The organism is Rhizobium lentis (assembly GCF_014200175.1).
Classification (GTDB): Bacteria; Pseudomonadota; Alphaproteobacteria; order Rhizobiales; family Rhizobiaceae; genus Rhizobium; species Rhizobium mulingense.
On sequence record NZ_JACHBD010000006.1, the window covers coordinates 270,614 to 289,664 of the forward strand.

23 protein-coding genes and 1 pseudogene are annotated in these 19,051 nt (G+C 62.3%); 10 read left to right on the forward strand and 14 right to left on the reverse strand.

Features of this window, described 5'->3' with window-relative positions:
- Positions 1–12 precede the first annotated feature (12 nt).
- From GGI60_RS16430 to GGI60_RS16465, 8 genes and pseudogenes are all read left to right on the forward strand, one after another.
- A complete protein-coding gene (locus tag GGI60_RS16430) occupies positions 13–963 on the forward strand; it encodes a dihydrodipicolinate synthase family protein (RefSeq protein ID WP_183934681.1) in 951 nt (316 codons plus the stop codon).
- 146 nt (positions 964–1,109) lie between these two features.
- The gene (locus GGI60_RS16435; protein WP_183934682.1) at positions 1,110–2,696 is read left to right on the forward strand and encodes an ABC transporter substrate-binding protein; all 1,587 of its coding nucleotides are present in this window, start codon (positions 1,110–1,112) and stop codon (positions 2,694–2,696) included.
- A gap of 5 nt (positions 2,697–2,701) precedes the next feature.
- The gene (locus tag GGI60_RS16440) at positions 2,702–3,781 is read left to right on the forward strand and encodes an ABC transporter permease (RefSeq protein ID WP_183934683.1); all 1,080 of its coding nucleotides are present in this window, start codon (positions 2,702–2,704) and stop codon (positions 3,779–3,781) included.
- A gap of 4 nt (positions 3,782–3,785) precedes the next feature.
- Positions 3,786–4,721 carry an ABC transporter permease gene (locus tag GGI60_RS16445; RefSeq protein ID WP_183934684.1) on the forward strand — a complete coding sequence of 312 codons (936 nt, stop codon included), beginning with the start codon at positions 3,786–3,788 and terminating at the stop codon, positions 4,719–4,721.
- Positions 4,718–5,575 carry an ABC transporter ATP-binding protein gene (locus tag GGI60_RS16450; protein WP_183934685.1) on the forward strand — a complete coding sequence of 286 codons (858 nt, stop codon included), beginning with the start codon at positions 4,718–4,720 and terminating at the stop codon, positions 5,573–5,575. Before GGI60_RS16445 ends, GGI60_RS16450 begins: the two co-directional genes overlap by 4 nt.
- Positions 5,572–6,315, forward strand: coding sequence for an ABC transporter ATP-binding protein (locus GGI60_RS16455; RefSeq protein ID WP_183934686.1), 744 nt, complete (start codon positions 5,572–5,574; stop codon positions 6,313–6,315). Before GGI60_RS16450 ends, GGI60_RS16455 begins: the two co-directional genes overlap by 4 nt.
- Before the next feature lie 26 nt (positions 6,316–6,341).
- A pseudogene (locus GGI60_RS16460) lies at positions 6,342–7,251 on the forward strand (agmatinase).
- Between the two features lie 281 nt (positions 7,252–7,532).
- Positions 7,533–8,450 carry a DMT family transporter gene (locus GGI60_RS16465; RefSeq protein ID WP_183934687.1) on the forward strand — a complete coding sequence of 306 codons (918 nt, stop codon included), beginning with the start codon at positions 7,533–7,535 and terminating at the stop codon, positions 8,448–8,450.
- A 2-nt stretch (positions 8,451–8,452) separates the two neighbouring features.
- Here GGI60_RS16465 and GGI60_RS16470 read toward each other — a convergent pair whose 3' ends face one another.
- The gene (locus GGI60_RS16470) at positions 8,453–9,703 is read right to left on the reverse strand and encodes a DUF763 domain-containing protein (protein ID WP_183934688.1); all 1,251 of its coding nucleotides are present in this window, start codon (positions 9,701–9,703) and stop codon (positions 8,453–8,455) included.
- An 88-nt stretch (positions 9,704–9,791) separates the two neighbouring features.
- On the opposite strand from GGI60_RS16470, the gene GGI60_RS16475 reads away from it, so the two are divergent.
- The gene (locus GGI60_RS16475; RefSeq protein ID WP_183934689.1) at positions 9,792–11,324 is read left to right on the forward strand and encodes a phospholipase; all 1,533 of its coding nucleotides are present in this window, start codon (positions 9,792–9,794) and stop codon (positions 11,322–11,324) included.
- Here GGI60_RS16475 and GGI60_RS16480 read toward each other — a convergent pair.
- Positions 11,271–12,233, reverse strand: coding sequence for a lysylphosphatidylglycerol synthase domain-containing protein (locus GGI60_RS16480; protein WP_183934690.1), 963 nt, complete (start codon positions 12,231–12,233; stop codon positions 11,271–11,273). The two genes, GGI60_RS16475 and GGI60_RS16480, sit on opposite strands and share 54 nt — an antisense overlap.
- A gap of 123 nt (positions 12,234–12,356) precedes the next feature.
- On the opposite strand from GGI60_RS16480, the gene GGI60_RS16485 reads away from it, so the two are divergent.
- On the forward strand, positions 12,357–13,085 hold the full coding sequence (locus GGI60_RS16485) for an endonuclease/exonuclease/phosphatase family protein (RefSeq protein WP_183934691.1): 729 nt from the start codon (positions 12,357–12,359) through the stop codon (positions 13,083–13,085).
- 279 nt (positions 13,086–13,364) lie between these two features.
- On the opposite strand, the gene GGI60_RS16490 is transcribed toward GGI60_RS16485, so the two are convergent.
- The 12 genes from GGI60_RS16490 to malQ form a co-directional block, all read right to left on the reverse strand.
- The gene (locus tag GGI60_RS16490; protein WP_183934692.1) at positions 13,365–13,616 is read right to left on the reverse strand and encodes a hypothetical protein; all 252 of its coding nucleotides are present in this window, start codon (positions 13,614–13,616) and stop codon (positions 13,365–13,367) included.
- Positions 13,617–13,696: 80 nt separating this feature from the next.
- On the reverse strand, positions 13,697–14,200 hold the full coding sequence (locus GGI60_RS16495; protein WP_183934693.1) for a hypothetical protein: 504 nt from the start codon (positions 14,198–14,200) through the stop codon (positions 13,697–13,699).
- A 128-nt stretch (positions 14,201–14,328) separates the two neighbouring features.
- Complete coding sequence (locus tag GGI60_RS16500) at positions 14,329–14,592, reverse strand: hypothetical protein (protein WP_010026897.1); 264 nt, start codon at positions 14,590–14,592, stop codon at positions 14,329–14,331.
- A gap of 100 nt (positions 14,593–14,692) precedes the next feature.
- Positions 14,693–14,923, reverse strand: coding sequence for a hypothetical protein (locus GGI60_RS16505; RefSeq protein ID WP_183934694.1), 231 nt, complete (start codon positions 14,921–14,923; stop codon positions 14,693–14,695).
- A gap of 186 nt (positions 14,924–15,109) precedes the next feature.
- Positions 15,110–15,358, reverse strand: coding sequence for a hypothetical protein (locus GGI60_RS16510; RefSeq protein WP_183934695.1), 249 nt, complete (start codon positions 15,356–15,358; stop codon positions 15,110–15,112).
- A 67-nt stretch (positions 15,359–15,425) separates the two neighbouring features.
- On the reverse strand, positions 15,426–15,830 hold the full coding sequence (locus tag GGI60_RS16515) for a hypothetical protein (protein WP_183934696.1): 405 nt from the start codon (positions 15,828–15,830) through the stop codon (positions 15,426–15,428).
- A 134-nt stretch (positions 15,831–15,964) separates the two neighbouring features.
- Positions 15,965–16,126, reverse strand: coding sequence for a hypothetical protein (locus tag GGI60_RS16520; protein WP_170964797.1), 162 nt, complete (start codon positions 16,124–16,126; stop codon positions 15,965–15,967).
- A gap of 80 nt (positions 16,127–16,206) precedes the next feature.
- Positions 16,207–16,395 carry a hypothetical protein gene (locus GGI60_RS16525; RefSeq protein WP_183934697.1) on the reverse strand — a complete coding sequence of 63 codons (189 nt, stop codon included), beginning with the start codon at positions 16,393–16,395 and terminating at the stop codon, positions 16,207–16,209.
- A 9-nt stretch (positions 16,396–16,404) separates the two neighbouring features.
- Complete coding sequence (locus tag GGI60_RS16530) at positions 16,405–16,587, reverse strand: hypothetical protein (protein ID WP_183934698.1); 183 nt, start codon at positions 16,585–16,587, stop codon at positions 16,405–16,407.
- A gap of 11 nt (positions 16,588–16,598) precedes the next feature.
- The gene (locus GGI60_RS16535) at positions 16,599–16,814 is read right to left on the reverse strand and encodes a hypothetical protein (RefSeq protein WP_183934699.1); all 216 of its coding nucleotides are present in this window, start codon (positions 16,812–16,814) and stop codon (positions 16,599–16,601) included.
- Between the two features lie 62 nt (positions 16,815–16,876).
- Entirely contained in the window at positions 16,877–17,104 is a 228-nt protein-coding gene (locus GGI60_RS16540; RefSeq protein ID WP_183934700.1) for a hypothetical protein, read from the reverse strand.
- 16 nt (positions 17,105–17,120) lie between these two features.
- Positions 17,121–19,028, reverse strand: a complete 1,908-nt coding sequence (gene malQ, locus GGI60_RS16545) for a 4-alpha-glucanotransferase (RefSeq protein ID WP_183934701.1) — start codon at positions 19,026–19,028, stop codon at positions 17,121–17,123.
- Between the last annotated feature and the right edge of the window lie 23 nt (positions 19,029–19,051).

A 19,051-nucleotide genomic window follows, 5' to 3' on the forward strand; every position in this document is an offset into this window, starting at 1 on the left:
ACGGGGAGAAGAATGAGCATCGCAATCATGCGCAAGGCGCTGACAGGTGTGTCGGGCGTTCCCGTCACGGCCTATGACGGAAAAGGCGAAGTCGAACCGCGTATCACCGCGCAGGTCTATGGGCGGGTGGCGGCGGCCGGCATTCACAACATCGTCGCCGCCGGCAATACCGGGGAATTCTATGCGCTGACGCCGCAGGAAATCCGGATCGTCCACGAGGCGGCGGTATCGGGCGTCGACGGCAGGGCGCCGGTGACGGCGGCGATCGGCCGGTCGCTGCACGAGGCGATCGGCATGGCGAGGGATGCGGCGGCGATCGGGGCATCCGCTGTCATGTCGCACCAGCCCGTCGATCCCTTCGCCGCACCTTCGGCTCAGATCGATTATTTCTGCAATCTCGCCGATGCCTGCGCCCTGCCGCTCATCGCCTATGTCAGGGCCGACGGCTTTGCGGTCGCCGATATCGTCCGCCTCGCAAACCACGGCAACATTGCCGGCATCAAATTTGCCACAACCGACCTGATGCTGCTGTCGCGCGCGATCCCGGCAGCCGATCCGAACGGTGCGCTCTTCGTCTGCGGGCTGGCGGAGAGCTGGGCGCCGACCTTCACCGCTGCCGGCGCGCGCGGCTTCACTTCCGGCCTCGTCAACGTCGCACCGAAGCTCTCGCTTGCGGTCCATGATGCGCTTGAAAACGGCGATTTCGGCCGTGCAAGGGCGATCGTCAACAAGCTCGAACCCTTCGAGCGGATGCGGACCAAATTCCGCAACGGCGCGAATGTCACCGTTGTGAAGGAGGCCGTCACCTATGCCGGCCTCGACGTCGGGCCGGTGCGCGTGCCGGGGCTGCCGCGGCTCGACCAACATGACCGCGAGGAGCTTCATCGATTGCTGGAAGGCTGGGAGGCCGACGGCGACATTCGATCCGACCCGGGCCGGCAGGACGCGAAGGCGGCCGGCTAGAATAAGGCGATTTAGGCCGATCGGTCTAAATGCCGTTCCAGATTAAAGAGTTAGGCATGGCGCCGGACCCACGCGCTCACGCTTTCCGGCACCATGCTTTGAGTTCGACACGATTTTGACAAGCGACAGGATTGGGAGGTCTTGAAATGCTGAGACAAGTACTGACGACGATCGCAATCACCGGTGCCCTGATGGCAGCGCAACCCGTTTCGGCGGCGTCGCCGCCCAACATGCTGGTCATCGGCACCAACCTCACCGGCATCCGCACACTCGATCCGGCTCAGAACAACGCCCGCACGGTGTCCGAGCTGCTCTCGAATCTTTACGACAACCTCGTGCAGCTCTCGCCCGACGACCTCAAGACGCTGAAACCGATGCTTGCAACGAAATGGGAGGTCTCGGCCGACGGTAAGCTCATCACGCTGACCTTGCGCGACGATGCGGTCTTCCAGAGCGGCAACAAGGTGACCGCCGAGGATGCGGCCTGGTCGATCCAGCGCGTCATCAAGATGGGCCAGGTCGGCTCCACCGACGTCGCGCTCTGGGGCTTCACGGCCGATAACGTCGAAAAGCTCGTTCGGGCGAAGGACGAGCATACGCTGGAGATCGAGTTGCCGCAGGCGGTGAATACGGATCTCGTGCTCTATTCGCTGGCCAGCTCGTCGATCGGCATCGTCGACAAGAAAACGGTCCTGTCGCACGAGGCGAACGGCGATTTCGGCGGCGCCTGGCTTTCGGCCAATTCCGCCGGCAGCGGCCCGTTCAGCCTGGCGCAATGGCGTCCGAACGATGTGGCGATTTTCAATGCGCAGCCGAAATATTGGGGCGGCAAGCCGGCCATGGCGCGCGTCGTCGCCCGCCACATCCCGGAGTCCGGCAATCTCCGGCTCCAGCTCGAAGCCGGCGACGTCGATGTCGGCCAGTATGTGGCGAGCGGCGATCTCGATGCGCTCGCCACCAACAAGGACATGGTGATCGACAATGTCCCGGGCCTCGGCTTCTACTACATCGCCCTCAACCAGAAAGACCCCGATCTGCAGAAGCCGAAGGTTCGCGAGGCCTTCCAGCATGCCTTCGACTGGAAGGCGATCTCCGGCAACATCATGCGTTATACCGGCTTTCCCTGGCAGTCGATGATTCCGCGCGGCATGATTGGCGCGCCCGAGGAGGCCGCCGTTCGCTATGACTACGACCCCGCCAGGGCCAAGCAGCTGCTGGTGGAGGCTGGATATCCCAACGGCTTGAAGAAGGTGCTCAATCCGTCGGGGGCCCCGACACTGCCCTTCGCGGAGGCGCTGCAGGCGAGTGCGCGCGCCGCCGGTTTCGATCTCGATCTCGTGCCGGGTGAGTTCACGCCCGCCTTCCGCGAGCGTAAATTCGAGGTGCTGCTCGGCAATTCCGGCGCCCGCCTCCCGGACCCCTTCGCCGTCGCCACGCAATACGCCTTCAACCCCGACAATAGCGACGAGGCACGCCTTGGCAGCTATTATCTCTGGCGTACGGGCATGAAGGTGGACGAGCTCAACACGCTCATCGACCAATCGATGCGGGAGCGCGACACCGAAAAGCGCACCGACATCTTCAAGAAGATGGACGGCATCTATGCCGGCATGGCTTCGCCGCTCGTCATCTTCTTCCAGCGAACCGACCCCTACGTCATGCGTGCCAACGTGAAGGGTTATCACGGGCACACGACGTGGTCGACGCGCTGGCATGATGTGACCAAGGAGTAGAGCACGTGGCGAGTGCCGATCTGACATCGAAGCGGGATGGGAGCGGGTTCGCCGAGGCGGCCCCGCACCCTCTGCTGAGCCTGCTGCGACGGCTGGCGGGACGCGTGGTGGCCGTCGTGACGACGCTGCTCGGCCTGCTCTTCCTGACCTTTTCGATGGGCCGCCTGCTGCCTGCCGACCCGGTCTTAGCAATCACCGGGGCGGAAGTCAGCAAGCAGGTTTACGACCGCGTCTATAACGAGCTCGGCCTCGGGCAGCCGATCTGGATGCAGTTCCTCTCCTATGTCGGGAAGATCGCCACCGGCGATCTCGGCATGGCGGCGACGACCGGCCAGCCGATCCTGACCGATTTGATGACGATTTTTCCGGCGACCATCGAGCTTGCCATCATTGCCATGATCATCGGAGCGATCATCGGCATCCCATTGGGCGTCACCGCGGCCGTTAGGCGCGGGACGATCATCGACCATATCGCCCGCATCGTTGCCCTTGCCGGCCATTCCATCCCGATCTTCTGGACCGGCCTGATGGCGCTCTTCATCTTCTACGCCAAGCTGAAGCTCGTCGGCGCGTCGGGCCGGGTCGACGTCTTCTACGAAGGCCTCGTCACGCCCATGACCGGCTTTCTCTTGATCGATGCGGCGATCCAGGGCCAATGGGACGTGTTTCACAATGCGCTCGGCCACATCATCCTGCCGGCGGCAATCCTCGGCTATTACTCCGTCGCCTATATCAGCCGCATGTCGCGAAGCTTCATGCTGGAGCAGCTGAGCCAGGAATATATCGTCACCGCCCGGGCAAAGGGGCTCGGCACCCGCAAGGTTGTCTGGCGCCATGCTTTCCGCAATATCCGCGTGCAGCTCCTGACGATCCTGGCGCTGACCTTCGGCGGCCTGCTCGAAGGCGCGGTGCTGATCGAGACGGTTTTCGGCTGGCCCGGGCTTGGCCAATACCTCACCCGCGGGCTGCAGATGAACGACATGAACGTCGTGATGGGCTCGGTGCTGACGATCGGCGCCGTCTTCCTGACGATCAATATCCTGTCCGACGTCCTCTATCGCATCCTGGATCCGAGAACACGGTGACGCCATGACGATCTCCACCGAAGACGCAGACACCACCCATGCCGGCGGCTTCCGCAATTGGCTGCACGCGCCCGAGCCTCAGGGCTGGTTCCAGTCGTCGGCGCAGCAGGTCCATCAGGGCTGGCAGAAATTCAGCCTTCACCCGCTCGGCCTTGCCGGCCTCTTCATCATCGTGCTGCTGATCGTCGTGGCGACGGCTGCTCCCCTGCTGACGAGCTACGACCCGATCGTTCAGGACATGGCAGGGCGGCTTGCGCCGCCTTCCGCGGAACATTGGCTCGGCACCGACAATTTCGGCCGTGACGTCTTTGCGCGGGTGATCTACGGCGCCCGCACGACGCTCTACATCATCATGCTGGTCACCATCATCGTCGCCCCCCTCGGCCTGCTGATCGGCACTTTCTCCGGCTATTTCGGCGGCATCGTCGACGAGATCCTGATGCGCATCACCGATATCTTCCTCTCCTTCCCTGGGCTGGTGCTGGCGCTCGGCTTTGCCGCCGCTCTAGGCCCCGGCATCACCAATGCGATCATCGCCATCTCGCTGACGGCCTGGCCGCCGATCGCGCGGCTGGCGCGCGCCGAAACGCTCAGCCTGCGCAAGGCGGATTATATCGCCGCCGTGCGCCTGCAGGGCGCGACGTCGATCGCGATCATAACCCGCCACATCCTGCCCATGTGCATTCCCTCGGTGATCGTACGCGTCACGCTCAACATGGCCGGCATCATCATCACCGCCGCGGGTCTCGGCTTCCTTGGCCTCGGCGCACAGCCGCCATGGCCGGAATGGGGTTCGATGGCCGCCAGCGGCCGCGAATTCATGCTCGACAGCCCCTGGGTAATCGCCGCGCCCGGCATCGCCATCGCGCTCGTCAGCCTCGCCTTCAACCTCGTCGGCGATGCGCTGCGCGACGTGCTCGACCCGAGAGGTTCGGAATGACGCAGCCCCTGATCGATATCCGCACCCTCGAAATCGCCTATGGCAGCGGCCACATGCGCGCAGTGCGCGGCGTGAGCTTTACGCTCGGCCAGGAAAAGCTCGGCATCGTCGGCGAATCCGGGTCAGGCAAATCCACCGTCGGCCGGGCGATCATGAAACTGCTGCCGCCGACCGCCATGATCACCGCCGAGCGAATGCGCTTTCACGATCTGGATCTCCTCAAGGCGAACGAGCGGACGATGATGACGATCCGCGGGCGGCGGATCGGCCTCATCCTGCAGGACCCGAAATATTCGCTCAATCCTGTCATGCGGATCGGCGAACAGATCGCCGAGACCTACCGCTTCCATCATCCCAAGGTGAGCGCGAAAAAAACCTACGCCCAGGCGCTCGACATGCTTGAAGCCGTCCAGATCCGCGATCCCGAACGCGTCGCCCGCCTTTATCCGCACGAGATCTCCGGCGGGATGGGCCAGCGCGTGATGATCGCCATGATGCTGATCGCCGAACCGGAGGTGCTGATCGCCGACGAGCCGACCTCGGCGCTCGACGTGACGGTCAGGCTCGAGATCCTCGCGCTGCTCGACGAACTCGTTTCACGTCGCAATCTAGGCCTGATCTTCATCAGCCACGATCTCAACCTCATCCGCAATTTCTGCGACCGCGTCCTGATCATGTATGCCGGCCGCGTCGTGGAAGTGCTGGAGGCGCGCGATCTCGACAAGGCCAAACACCCCTATACACAGGGGCTGCTGGCATCGCTGCCGACGATCGAGGATCCGCCCGCCCGGCTGCCGATCCTGAAGCGCGATCCCGCCTGGCTGAATGACGTGACAGCGGAGGCGCCGCGATGATCAGTATCGACAATCTCACCATCCGCTTCGGTCACGGCCAGCGGCCTGTCGTCAGGGATGTGAACCTCGCCATCGAAAGTGGCACGGCCTTTGGTCTCGTCGGCGAATCCGGCTGCGGCAAGTCCACGGTTCTCCGGGCGCTTTCCGGCCTCAACGCCAACTATGACGGTCGCATCGCCCTCAACGGCGAGGCGCTTGAGCGCCAGCGCAGCAGGCCGTTCTATCGGCGGGTGCAGATGGTGTTCCAGGACCCCTACGGCTCGCTCCATCCGCGCAAGACCATCCGCTCGCAGCTGCAGGAGCCGCTGCGCAACCAAGGCTTGGACCGAAATTCCGTCGACGTGAACGCGGTGCTGCGATCGGTCGGCCTCGATCCAGCGCTGAGCTACCGCTTTCCGCATCAGCTCTCGGGCGGGCAGCGGCAGCGCGTGGCGATCGCCCGCGCCCTGATGCTGAACCCTTATGTCCTGCTTCTCGACGAGCCGACATCCGCACTCGACGTTTCCGTCCAGGCCGAAATCCTCAATCTGCTGCAGGACCTGCGCAAGGAGCGCGGGCTGACCTATCTCCTCGTCAGCCACGATCTCGCCGTCGTCTCCCACATGTGCAGCCGCGTCGCGATCATGGAAGCCGGCGAGATCGTTGAACAGGTCGATATCGAGGCCTTGCGAAGAGGCGCGGTCGAACATCCCTATTCGCAACGCCTGCTGCGGGCGAGCCGGATGTATGGTAGGGCGTAGCCCCGCGCCTCATCGGAACGACGGACATGACCGCCTCGCCTCTCTTCCTCGGCCTTCCCAATCGTTTCGACGACGGCCGCACGCCCCGTGCGGTGATCTTCGGAGCCGGTCACGGCAGCACCTATCCCGGCAAGGACAGCTGCGGCTATGCCCTGGCCGCCAACGCCATCCGCGCGCAGCCAGGACGATGCACCGCTTATCGAGCATTGGGACTTCGATCTCGGCGGCCCCTTGTTCGACGGCAAGCCCGTCTCATGCATCGATGCCGGCGATATCGAGACCATCATGCATGACAATGCCCGCAACCGGGCGCGGATCGAGGCGAAAACGCGCGAGGTCCTGTCGCTGCCATCGGTGCCGATCCTGATCGGCGGCGATTGTTCCGTGACCATTCCCTTCCTCGCCGGCTTTGCGGATCGCGGGCCGGTCTGGGTCCTGCAGATCGATGCCCATATCGATTGGCGCGACGAACTGCATGGGGAACGCTTGGGCTATTCGAGCCCGATGCGGCGGGCAAGCGAGATGCCGCATGTCGCCGGCATGGTGCAGGTCGGGCTCCGCAGCGTCGGCAGCGCTCGGCCGGCGGACGTCGAAGCCGCGCGGGTCTATGGCAGCCGCTTCGTCACCGCCCGCGAAATTCACGCTGAGGGCGCCGAAGCCGCCCTGCGCCATATTCCCGAGGGAGTGCCGGTCGTCGTCACCCTCGACTGCGACAGTTTCGATCCCGCCATCATGCCCGGTGTCGCGGCGCGCATGCCCGGCGGCCTGGCCTATACTCAAGCGATCGACCTAATAGCTAGGCTCGGCAGGCGCGCCCGGATCGCAGGTTTCGACCTCGTGGAGTTTTATCCTCCCGCCGACAGAGATGGCCTGTCGGCCCTGACGGCGGCGCGCCTTCTCGTCAATGTGATCGGCGCCACCGCCCGGCAGGAATGATGCGGCCGCTCGTGGTACGACTTGGCTGATACCGGCTGTTGATGTCGTCTCCGAAGGCTTGACATCGAGCGTGTTAAGGCAGAATTCGCAGTCGGCGGCCGTGCATGCGCGGTCGCCGACTTACAAGCCCACCAACTACTCCCGTCATGCTTAGGCTTCCGCACCGATCGATGCGCAGCGGATTCTCGGCACAAAGCCGAGGACGACGGCGAGTAAAAACGAAGCTTGTCAACAAAGTGCGGGGCCGCGGACGCGAGACCGTTTCTGCAAGGATGCGAGAGATGAAGACCAAGACGGCCGTCGCCAATGCCGGGAACCTGATCATGACAGGTGTCCTCCTTATGCTGCTCGGCGATCTTCTGTTCGCGCTGAACGATGCAATGGGCAAGTGGCTGATGGCAAGCTTCGCCGTCGGCCAGGTGCTGGTGATCCGCTCGGTCGGCGCCTTCATCGTGCTCGGGCCGATGATCCTGCGGCAGGGACCTGTGGCCCTGTTTCGCATCGAGCAGAAGGGCCTGCAATTTATTCGGGTCATCATGGCCACCGGCGACGTCGCCCTGTTCTACGCAGCCGTCGCCTATCTGCCGCTCGCCGACGTGATGACCTTCTATATGGCCGGGCCGATCTATATCGCCGCGCTCTCGCATTTCTTTCTCGGAGAAAAGATCGGCTGGCGGCGCTGGCTTGCCGTGCTGGTCGGCTTCACCGGCGTCGTCATCGCGCTTCGGCCTTCCACGGCGATGCTGTCGCTTCCATCCTTCTTCGGCCTCGCCGGCAGCTTCGCCTTTGCGCTCTCGCTTGTCATGAGCCGATATCTGCGCTCGACGAGCGACACGACGCTCGTCACGTGGCAGACGGTCGCCGCCCTCGTCACCGGCATCGGCTTGAGCATCGGCAATTGGCAGCCGGCCACACTCGTCGATTGGTCCGGCATGCTGCTGCTTGGCGTTGTCGCCACCTGCGCGCATCTGCTCATCACGCGCTCGCTGAAGCTCGCACCGGCATCGCTGCTGGCGCCCCTGCAATATACGCTACTGCTCTGGGCGATCGTGCTCGGCTACATCTTCTTCAACGACATTCCCGACACGCAGATCGTCATCGGCGCCGCCATCATCGTCTTTGCCGGGCTGTTCATCTTCCACCGGAAGAATTTGAAGGAAACCGTTCCGGCCGAAGCCGTCCCGCCTGATGGTCACTGAGATCAATCGTCAGCGACCGGCGGCGGCTCCCAGCCGAAGACGCTGCGGCCGCCGAAATCGGCGGATTGGCGGAATTCGCCGGCGATGATTTCCTTGAGGTCGGGGCCGGTCACATAGCGTTCCATTTGGCGGGATTGCTCGTCCAGGCGCTTCAGCGCCTGCAGCTCCTCCTCGCGCCCGAGTCTGCCCTTCAGCACAGCCGACTTCATTACGCCGATCGTCTCGTCATAGACCTTGAGCGGCACCGGAAAGGGATGTCGGTCCTTGCCGCCATGGGCGATCGAGAAGCGCGCAGGGTCGGAAAAGCGGCAGGGTGCGCCGTGTACGACTTCCGCCACCATCGCCAGCGCCTTCACCGTGCGCGCACCGACGCCGGGAACAAGCAGCAACTCCTGGAAATCCGTAGGCCCGCGATCGGCCGCGGCGGCCAGATTTCCGTGCAGGCGGCGCATGTTGACGTCGCTCTCGCGGACATCGTGATGGGCAGGCATGATGAGATGCGGCAGCATTGGCTGCTCGGCGGGCTCGGGCTCCGGCTCTTCGGCGCGCAGGAGTGCTGCAGCTTCGCGAACGATCCGGTCGGGGCCGAGCGTCGCCAGAAGGTCGAGCTGCCCGCGCCGCGAGCGCTCCGCGCGTTTATCTGCGAGATTGACGATCTCGCCCTGGCTGCGTCCCTCGATTGCCGCATGCGGTGAGTCGACGAAGCTCTCCAACCCCTCCGATAGCCAATGATAGCGCCGGGCCTGCCGCCGATCGCCATTCATGCCCTGCTGCACGACCACCCAATGACCGTCATCGGCGACTATGAAACCGTGGAGATAAAGGTCGAACCCATCCTGAAGGGCGGCACTGTCGACTTTGGCGATCAGACGGCTGGTCGTCGCCAGCCCCTCACCATCCAGGCCGACGCGGCCGCCGATCGAGACGAGCTCCTGCGGCGTCTTGCGCGAGTGTTGGCCGCGGCCGCCGCAGACATGCAGTCCGAGTTCGCCCGCACGGGGCTTCAGCCCGCGCTTCAGCGCGCCGAGAACACTGGTCGTGATGCCGGAGGAATGCCAGTCCATGCCCATGACGGCACCGAAGGACTGAAACCAGAAAGGGTGAGCGAGCCGGCGCAGAAACTCATCGCGGCCGTAATGATGAACGATCGCCTCGGTGATCAACGTGCCGAGTCGCGTCATCCGCTCGCCAAGCCAATGCGGCACACGTCCCCCGTGGAGGGGAAGATCGGCGCTGCCTGCTCGCTGTGACATTTCTTTTCCTTATATTTCATCGCCGTCGGCGATCGGGAACTCGGGAAAGTCCCGGGCGTTTGCTTTCAGTCGAAAAGCCGAGGCAACCATGACCGCGTTAGAAACCATGCTCAATCAACCCTACCTGCTTAGAACAAAAGCGCAACAGCCAGGCGGCGGTGAAAAACAGGAACTGGAAGGCTACGCCGAAAAAGCCGCCTTCCTGATCAATGGCAACCGGTATTTCGCCGAGCTGGCGCGCGCGCTGCGGCAGGCGCGGCGCAGGGTCTGGATCGTCGGATGGGATTTTAATCCTGATATTCCGATGGAGCCGGAGAAATCTGGCGAAACCTTGGCCGAGCTGCTGCACGCCGTGGCAGAGGCAAACCCGGCGATCGAGATACGCATTCTCATCTGGACGCTCGGACCGATCTATTCGGGAAAATCCCTGCAGGTGCTTCGGAAGAAAAACTTTCCGAGGAATGCCAGGATCGATCTGCGCTTCGATCTTCAAAACACCGTGCGCGGCTGCCATCATGAGAAACTCGTCTGTATCGACGATGCTGTTGCCTTCATCGGTGGCCTGGACCTGACGTCGCGGCGATGGGATACGAGACGCCATCGCGCCAAGGAGGTATTGCGACGTGACCCCGAAGGCGTCTCCTACGATCCGCTGCATGACGTTCAGGCGATGGTCACCGGTGACGCCGCCAGGCTGATCGGCGATATCTCGCGGCGGCGCTGGGAAAAGGCCACCGGCGAAAGCCATGGACCGCTTGCCGAGAGCTACCCTTTCACATGGCCGGACGATCTTGCCGTTTCGCTGAAGCAGATCCCCGTCAGCCTCGTATTGACGGAGCCGGCGACGACTTTCCGCACCGGGATCAGCGACGGCATCGCCTCGACACTCGATGTCATCGCCCGGGCGCGGCGGCAGCTTTACATCGAAGCGCAATATCTCGCCTCCTTCCGCGTCGCCGACGCCCTTGCCGCGCGTCTCCAGGAGGAAGATGGCCCCGAGATTGTGGTCATCTGCACGCGCCGTTCGCACGGCCTGATTGAAAAACTCGTCATGGGCGGCAATCGTGACCGCGTCATCCGTCGTCTCAAGCGCGCCGATCGCGCTGATCGGTTCAGGATCTATTATCCCGTCGTGCCCGGGCCGCCAGTGCCCGGACCGCCAGTGCCCGGACCGACAGTGCCCGGGCCGCCAAAGGACGACGGGGTGGACGTGCTCATCCATTCCAAGCTGATCATTGCCGACGAAGAACTGATCCGCATCGGCTCTTCCAATCTCAACAACCGCTCGGAGGGATTGGATTCGGAATGCGACATGCTTCTCGAGGCCGACAATGATGAGCATCGCGGCGGAATCGCGGATCTGCGCCATCGTCTGCTGGCCGAATATCTTGGAACGACCACCGAGACCTTTGCGGCAGCCTTTGCGCAGAGCGGCTCGATCATCCAAGCAATCCACACGCTCAATGATGGGCCTCGGGGCTTGCGGGAATTTGCCATCGATCTATCGGGCAGCATTTCGCCGATAAAGGGCACCGCGTTCTTCGACCCGGCCCGGCCCTTCGGGCTCCTAGATCGACTGGGCCTCGGCGCGCTCTTCCGTCTCCTGGTCCGCCCCGCGTGACTGGCGCCGGAAGATCACTTCGCTGATGATGAGAAGCGTGGTGCCGAGCGCCAGCGGAATGAAGAAATAGCTGCAGCGGAACGCAATCAGCGCACCGATCGACGCTTCCTGCGGCACGACATAGGAGACCGTCGCCTCGAGTACGCCGAGACCACCGGGGACATGCGTTGCAAGGATCGCGGAATTGGCGAGCACGTAAGCCGTCACCGACCTGAAGAAGGCAACGTCGCCGAAAACCGAGAGCATCTGGTGCAGGCATGCGGACACCAGCATGAAGTTGATTGTCCCGACCCCGACCTGGGCGAGCGCGATCGAAAATCGCGGCAGCTGAAACGACCAGTGCCAGAGCCGCAGCCGGCCGCGGATGAAATACGCCAACCCCACATAGACGACCGGCACGACGAGCGCCAGCAGGCCGAATAGGCGGGTGCTCGGCGGGTCGATGCGCAGCAGACGCGCGGCATCGCCGGGATTGACGATCAGTGCAAGGCCGCCGAGCGTGATCAACCCTAAGCCGACGGTGACGCCGCAGAACAGGATGATCTTCGCCACGTCCTCGGCCGTCAGGCCCCAGCGGGAATAATAGCGAAAGCGGAAGGCGCCGCTGCTCAGCCCCGCAAATCCGATATTGTGACCGAGCGAAAGGCTAATGAAGGAGGCAAGCACGATCTTCCGGTAAGACAAGGATTTGCCGAGCGAGCGGATCGCCAGCAAGTCGAAACAGCTCAGGCATAGATAGGATGCCGCCGTAAACAGGAGTGCTGTGCAGAAGCTCGGAAAAGGTATGCTGCGGACCGATTGAACGATCTGCTCCAGGCTGTACTGGCGGAAGATCCGATAGAGAAGAAAGCCCGCGATACAAAGGGCGGCAACGAGCAGTCCATTCCAGATTGCGTTTTTCAGACTCATCGATTGTCCGTTTCGAGGTGCGAGCGCGATAACGCGATCAACTGGAACGATCAAAAGAGTTTTGTGTTCCCCTCGGGGAGAACGAACCCTGTCTCTCGAGGGGAGACCAGCTTTAGCGGGCCAATGCCGGATAGATCGATCAAACTCCTGACCTATAATGTGCACAGCTGCATCGGCAACGACCGGAAGCTCGACCCCGGCCGCATCGCGTCGGTCATTGCCGAGGCTGGAGCGGATATCGTCGCCCTGCAGGAAGTCGATGTGCTGAGACATCGGACCGGCGGCGTCGATCAGGCCCATACGATCGCATCGCTGCTGAAGATGCAGGTGCATTTCCATCCGGCGCTCTCGGTTGCCGAGGAGCAGTATGGCGATGCGATCATCACCGCGCTGCCGACAGGCGCGGTCAAGGCCGGCCCTCTGCCCTCCATCGGCGAACAGCGCGGCGCGCTATCCGTCGAAATCCTGGTCGGCGACAGGAAGCTCCTGGTGATCAACACTCATCTCGGTCTTCGCGGGCGCGAGCGCATCCGGCAGATGACTACGCTGTTGAATACAGGCTGGCTGCGCGGCTCGGCGAACGAACCTCTTCCCTGCATTCTCTGCGGCGATTTCAATGCAATTCCATCATCGGCGACGTACCGACTTGCCGCGCGGTCGTTGAAGGACGCCCAGCTCGCGGGCAAGGCCGCCGCGAAAGCGACCTTTCCCTCCCTCTATCCGCTGATGCGTCTCGACCACATCTTCGTCACCGACGATCTCGTCGTCAAAAAGGCCGCCGTCCTGCAAAATCGGCTGACGCGGATCGCCTCGGACCACCTGCCTCTGCTTGCGGAAATCGGTTTCGCCTGATCGTCGGCGTGGCACATCCGGACAGCATGCCGTGGGCGCCGTGGGGGCTTTTATGCATCGAGCCTGCTTCAGGGGTGGATGGATTGCTCCGTCCTCCAATCCTTGAGCCGTTTTCGTAATCTGCCGGCGGCAACGGCCGAGTTCCTAGCCAATGACGCCGTCACCGCCAGGCTTGCCGATCAAGATCATGCAGATCATCGGCGTCATGGACGACATCGCCTTTCAAACCTGCTCAGGAAGAAACGGACAGGCGTGGCGTGGCCGCTGCCTGAGGGGGAGTCAGTGACGGCTGTAGAGCGGCGGCATCACATCTTCGTCTGCGAGATCGGGATAAAGCTGCCTGCGGGTGCGAGCGAGCGCTTCTGCCTCCCGGCGATTCCGTTCCAGCAGAACGGCGGTGACGTCCTTAAAGGGCCCGCCGTCCGACAAGGCGACGCGGACGGTACCGCCCTGCGAGAGGAAGTCGCAGAAGGACCGCATCGAGCGAAGACGCGTCGTGATCTCGATATAGCGGTCGTCATGTCCAGCCATGTTCATCTCCCTTCCAAACCGTAAGATGGCGCGAACACTTCGGCGAGAAGATGGCGCTCGTTTCAGCTATCCGTCGGACATCAATCTCTGGCAAGCTTCCGATTGATCGCGGCGGCCGCCAGGGGCAGCGCCGCGGTCGCCACAGTCCCGAGCGGCAAACGCCGGAGCCCCCTGGTGACGACGAAGGCTGCCGCAATCGCGCCCGCCAGCTTGAGCCATGGCCGGTCACCGAGTTGGGCATGGGCACTGGCATCGGCCCAGCGAGCATTTTCGGTCAGGACGGTCGCGGCCTGCCGCCGGATCACCTGCAAACGGGCCTGGAGGTTTTCAAACTCTTCCCGCAACTCCCGGAGACGGCCTTCCAGAGCATGTCCTTCGGAGGTCTCGACGGTTTCCGCGACATAGGCGTCGAACGGAATTTCCCCACCAAGCGTGGCGAGATAGGCGCGGTATTCAGCCTCGTTCGCGAAGCCCTCGCGCCGGATGAGGTCAGGATTGATATCCGCCTCTTCTTTATTTGCGAGCGGGATGCCGGCGTCGTCGAGGCTGTTGGTGGCGCTAGTGCCGGATTCGTTCTTGAACATGATGCGTCTCCCGTGTTTCCTCACCGCAGAACGCCTGATGGCTCAAATTGATCCCACTCGCCGACCTGGCCCTGCGGGCCCACGCATGTCGCTGCCGAAAACCGCTGCATACTGTTGCGCGACATGCTTCAATCAAAAAGCTCGCCATGTCCAATCTGTTCACGCTTGCCCGGTACCTCGCTGATGATCGGATCGTCGGCAGGGTCGGGATCTTTTCTGTTGGCCTCGTTCAAAAACCGCGCGGCCTCGAGGAATGCGACCGATATTTCCTCGGTCCCCCATCCGGCTTCATTGGCGGCAGCAATCAGCTTTTCCAAGGCGTCGCGTGCAGCAGCGCTCGCTTCTTGGAAGCGCTGAGCGGGAGCCTCGGCTTTCGGCCGTGGAAAGGTCATCGTCTTCCCTCCATAGACTGGCTATCGAGGATGAACGCAGTTCCCGGGAAATGGATGCACCATGAGGACGATTTAGCTGCGGACGTTCCGATTTTCTCTATCAGATGACCGTTCGCAACAGAAACGGGGAAGGCTCCAGCAGACGCTGGGCAAGGATTCTGAGCATCGCCGAGCCCCTTATGCCGGTCGTGGTGCGCGAGCGGCCATCATGATAGACGACCGTCATGACCTGACCACGAATATCATAGCGTATCTGCGCAATCGTCCGGGTGTGAACCGGAAATATAAATTCGTCGCGCTCGGATGTCTGCCCGGAGGTCTTCAAAGTCATCGCCCATGCCCCAACGATGACAGCGCCCCCTCATGTTCCGCGTTTCAGGCGCACCCCGCCTGGAAATCGGAAGCACCGAACGCCCCAATCAAGCACATATTGCCTCCACGGTCACTTGACATGCCGATCCGTGTGGGAAAACTGTTTTATAACAGCAGCTTACGAAAGCACGAGGCACTGTTTAAATCAATGCAAGGTTTTCTCTAGCCCGTGGGCGTGAACGGCTTGCGACCAGCATTCGACAGTGAGTGCGAGCGACCGGACCGCTTCGTCCACCCCAAAAATCACGTCCCTCAACCGTTCGATCTCACGATTGAGTTCATACACCCCCGCTTCGTCGAGATCATCTCCGTCAAGCAGCCGCCTCGCCGTTTCGATCAAGCGTTCCGCCCGTCCGACGATGGCGAGAGCGCTGCGTATGATGATATCGAGCATCCGATTTTCCCTTGTTGCGTGAGAGAGCCTCGGACAAAATCGGGGTGCTGACAATCCTGAAATCTTGTCAGATCCGCTGGCGCATCCAGTCGTAGAAGTCCCTGACGTCTCGCAAGGCGGACGGCCCGCGACGCGGCGAGGAGACGTGATGTGAGGCAAAGGCGAACACACCCGCGACAGCAGTCACGAGCATAACCGTGGCAAGCGGATAATGTTTGACCACGGCCTCGGTCTGATGGATCGCTTTTCCAGCACTGTCCTTTGCCGATCGCCCGGCCTCCAGCACCTGCTGCTTGAGCATGTCGATCTGTTTCCGCAATGTAGTCAATTCCACGCGCAGGTCCTCTTCGGGCTGCCGGGGGACGCCGACGGATGCGGTGTTGGTATCGATAATCGCTTTCGGCACCGGTTCGCCGAGCTTGGCTCGGCTGGTGTCGAGGGTAGTCGTTTCACTGTTCTTGCGCCGCGGCATTTTGACATCTCCCAAAATCAACGTTCCGACCTCGCGGTCCCTCCATGAGAACTTTTTGATAGTCAATTGACAGCGCATGTCGCGACAACGCGCAACCTGCCTCGCGCTCGCGCCTCAATGATATTGTCAGACGCCTAAAGCTCGTCGCTGCGACGCCTTACCGCGTGCTTCAAAGCCAACAAGTGTCTGCGCCTCTCCAGCATGTAGTCGGCATAACCGACGCAGATAAAAAGCAGTGTCGGGCCGGCGTAGATGACGATGAGAGCCAATGCAACAAGGATGAATGCGGTCGTCATGGTCTGTCTTCCATCATGTTGATCCTATGAAGCGACGGACCTCATCCCTTCGGCTAGTTAGTCCGCCGCCAGTCTGCCCCTCACTTCCGCCGCGGGTCGTGGCCGTGGTGGCGATCATGCTCGCCGCCACCGCCGGAGACCTTTCTTTGCGTGCGTTTGTCCGGCTCTGCTGCCGGCTTCTGAATGTCGAGCGGCTCCTTGGCATTTTCATGCGAAGCGCCCGGACCGCCCTGGCGGATGGTCGCGGCGCTCTTCTTGGACGTGGACATCGATGCCTCCTAGCGGTCCTGGTGATGGCCCTGATGGCTGGTATTGATCTTACTGTTGCCTTGCTGACCCTTCTTATCCGGGTCTTCTACACCGCTTGCCATTGCGGCGTCTTCTGCTTTGGTCTTCATCGGCTTGCCTGCGCCCTTGCTGCTGACGTTGCCGGCTGGAACCGGAGGTAGCTTGCTGCTCATCACGTCTCTCCTCAGTCGGGGTCTCGGTTCGAGCTGTGATCCGAATATTGCTCGGTCTGAACCGTCTTGCCGTCCAGGCCGCGCTCCTTGGAATGTTGTGTCTTGTCGCGGTTCGACAGGACCGTATTTTCAGGAAGCTGCTCTTCTTCGAGATCGGTCAAGGCGCCGCTGCCATCGCCTTTTCCCTTCGCGCCAGTGCCGATATGTTTCCGGTCGGCATGTGCCATGGTTTTCTCCTTGGTCGTATCAAACAATCCAGATCCACCGAGGTTCCGGGATCGAAGGCAAATCAGCCGGATGGACCGCCAGGCCGGCCCTCCCGCTTGTCGAGATGCCGTCGCAACTCGTCCTTCTGGACGAAGCGGTCGGTGTTGCCCGGCTCGTGATCGGGATGCGATATTTCGACATCGAGATCATCGGGAAGCGCGAGCGCCTGCCTGGGGTTCATGATGCCGAGAGGGACGCGCCCTTCTTCGGTATCCACCGCGACTTCGACCAGGTGTTTCTTGGAAATCATCTCGGCGATCCTTTTCCTATCTATTCAGAATCCGCCGGCTTCCTATTCGTTCCCTTGCCATTCGATTTTGCGGCCTTTCCTTGCGCATCGCCTCCGTTACGCGCTGGACGAGCGGGCTCGACATCATGTCCTCGAGCGAAACCGACAGCTTCGGCTTCCAATTCGGATAGCTGTCACTCGTGCCGGGAATATTGGTCGGGTTTTTCTCATCGGTGAGATCGGCAAGGCGAACCGCAACGAGAAGGGATGGGGTTCTGGCGATGAAGCGATAAGCGCTGACGGTCAGCTGCCTCAGCGCCTCCCGACTTGCCCTTGCGTCAAGACGCTTCGGCAAGCCAAAACCGGCGGCTCTGAGCGCCGCCTTCAGGCGTCGCCGCTCGCGCTTGCGGTGTTCGAGATGCTTTTCGATAAGATTCGGCGGCACGATGCCGTGGTCGCGCCGGTCCTGGATGTCGGCGCCGCGCCACCAGCCGGCCAGGGTCTGATGATCGTGCGTCGAAATACACGCTAAGGCAAGAATGGGATAGGCAGCCGCCGGCTTGAAGCCGTGATCGTCCTGTTCATAGGAAAGGATCCGATAAGAGAGAATTCGGGCCGCCGCCAGATCATCGGGCAGGTCCTCGGGGATCATCCCCAAGGCTTCGCCGATGACGAGGCATCGATGCTCGGCCGACGTCTCGGCAAGGATCTGCAGGAGCCGATCCTGGGGATAGCGGACATAGCCGCCGCCCTGCGGGCTGGCGCCGAGCGGCACCAGAAAGAGGCGGCGAAGCGCCGGGGCATGATCGATGCGGATCGCACCCGCATAGCGCATGGCCGCGCTCACCAGACGACGAAAGGGAGAGGTTTCCCTTGATGCGATCATGGAAGGCAGATAGCCGGCAAGATGCCAGTCCTGCCCGTCGACGGCGAAGGGATCGGGAGGACTGCCGACGGTGGCCCCGGAAATATAGACTTCCGGCTCACTCCATGTCGCCGATCCGTCGACTGCTTCGCCGACGGCAAGATCAAGGTAGAGCCCGATCCGCATACCGGCCTTCAGCGCCCGCGCGGCCGCCTGCATCAGCTGCTGGTGGGCGAGCCATTGCAGCCACATATGGAAACGCACATCGTCTTCATGTTTGCGCTCGAATTCGGCGACGGCAGCGCTGTCGGCACGCTGGAAGTCGGACGGCCATTTCTGCCAGCCTGCGCCTGCGCCACGAGCGGTCATGGAAAGCGACAGGCATTCGAAAAGAGCGTGCCGCCGCAGGCTGTCGCCGCCTTGCGCGACGAAGGCGTCGAAATCCTGGGGATCATAGGTCTTGTCGGTCGCCGCTCGCGCCCGCCACTCCGGCCAGAGATCCCGCAGCGCTTGAAGCTTGGTTCGTGCGACGCCGGCGTAATCCACGAGCTCTGTTTGGCGAAGGCGTTGCAATTGCCGCTCGAGGTCGGCATTGCCGGCAAAGCCCGGCACCTTGTCGACGGCGATATGGAGCGGGTTGAGATGCTGGCGGCTCGAGGGCTCATAGGGGCTGCAGCGATCAGGATCGGCGAGAAAAGGCGCGTGAAGCGGGTTGAGACCGATGAAATCGGCGCCAAGCGATCCCGCCAGACCTGTCATAGTGGACAGATCCTCGAAGTCTCCAATGCCCCAGTTGCGCGCCGAGCGAAGCTCGTAAAGCTGCAGGCTGATGCCCCAGACGCGCGTGCCGGAGAGAAAATCCGGGAGGTATGACCTTGGGATCTCCTTGAGCGTCGGCTTCGGCTCCTGCCGCGTCCCGGCTGTCTCGCGATCAGCCGCCGCCGAGAGGTCAACCTTCAGTGCCGAAAGCAGCTTGCGCTTAGTGTCGCTGGAGATCGCCACTTCCCGATTGTCGGGACTGGGCCTTGTCGGGCTAATGCCGTGCCGGCGGGCGAGCCTTTCGATCTCCGCGCGCCTCATGGTTCGATCGCCTTCATCTCAGC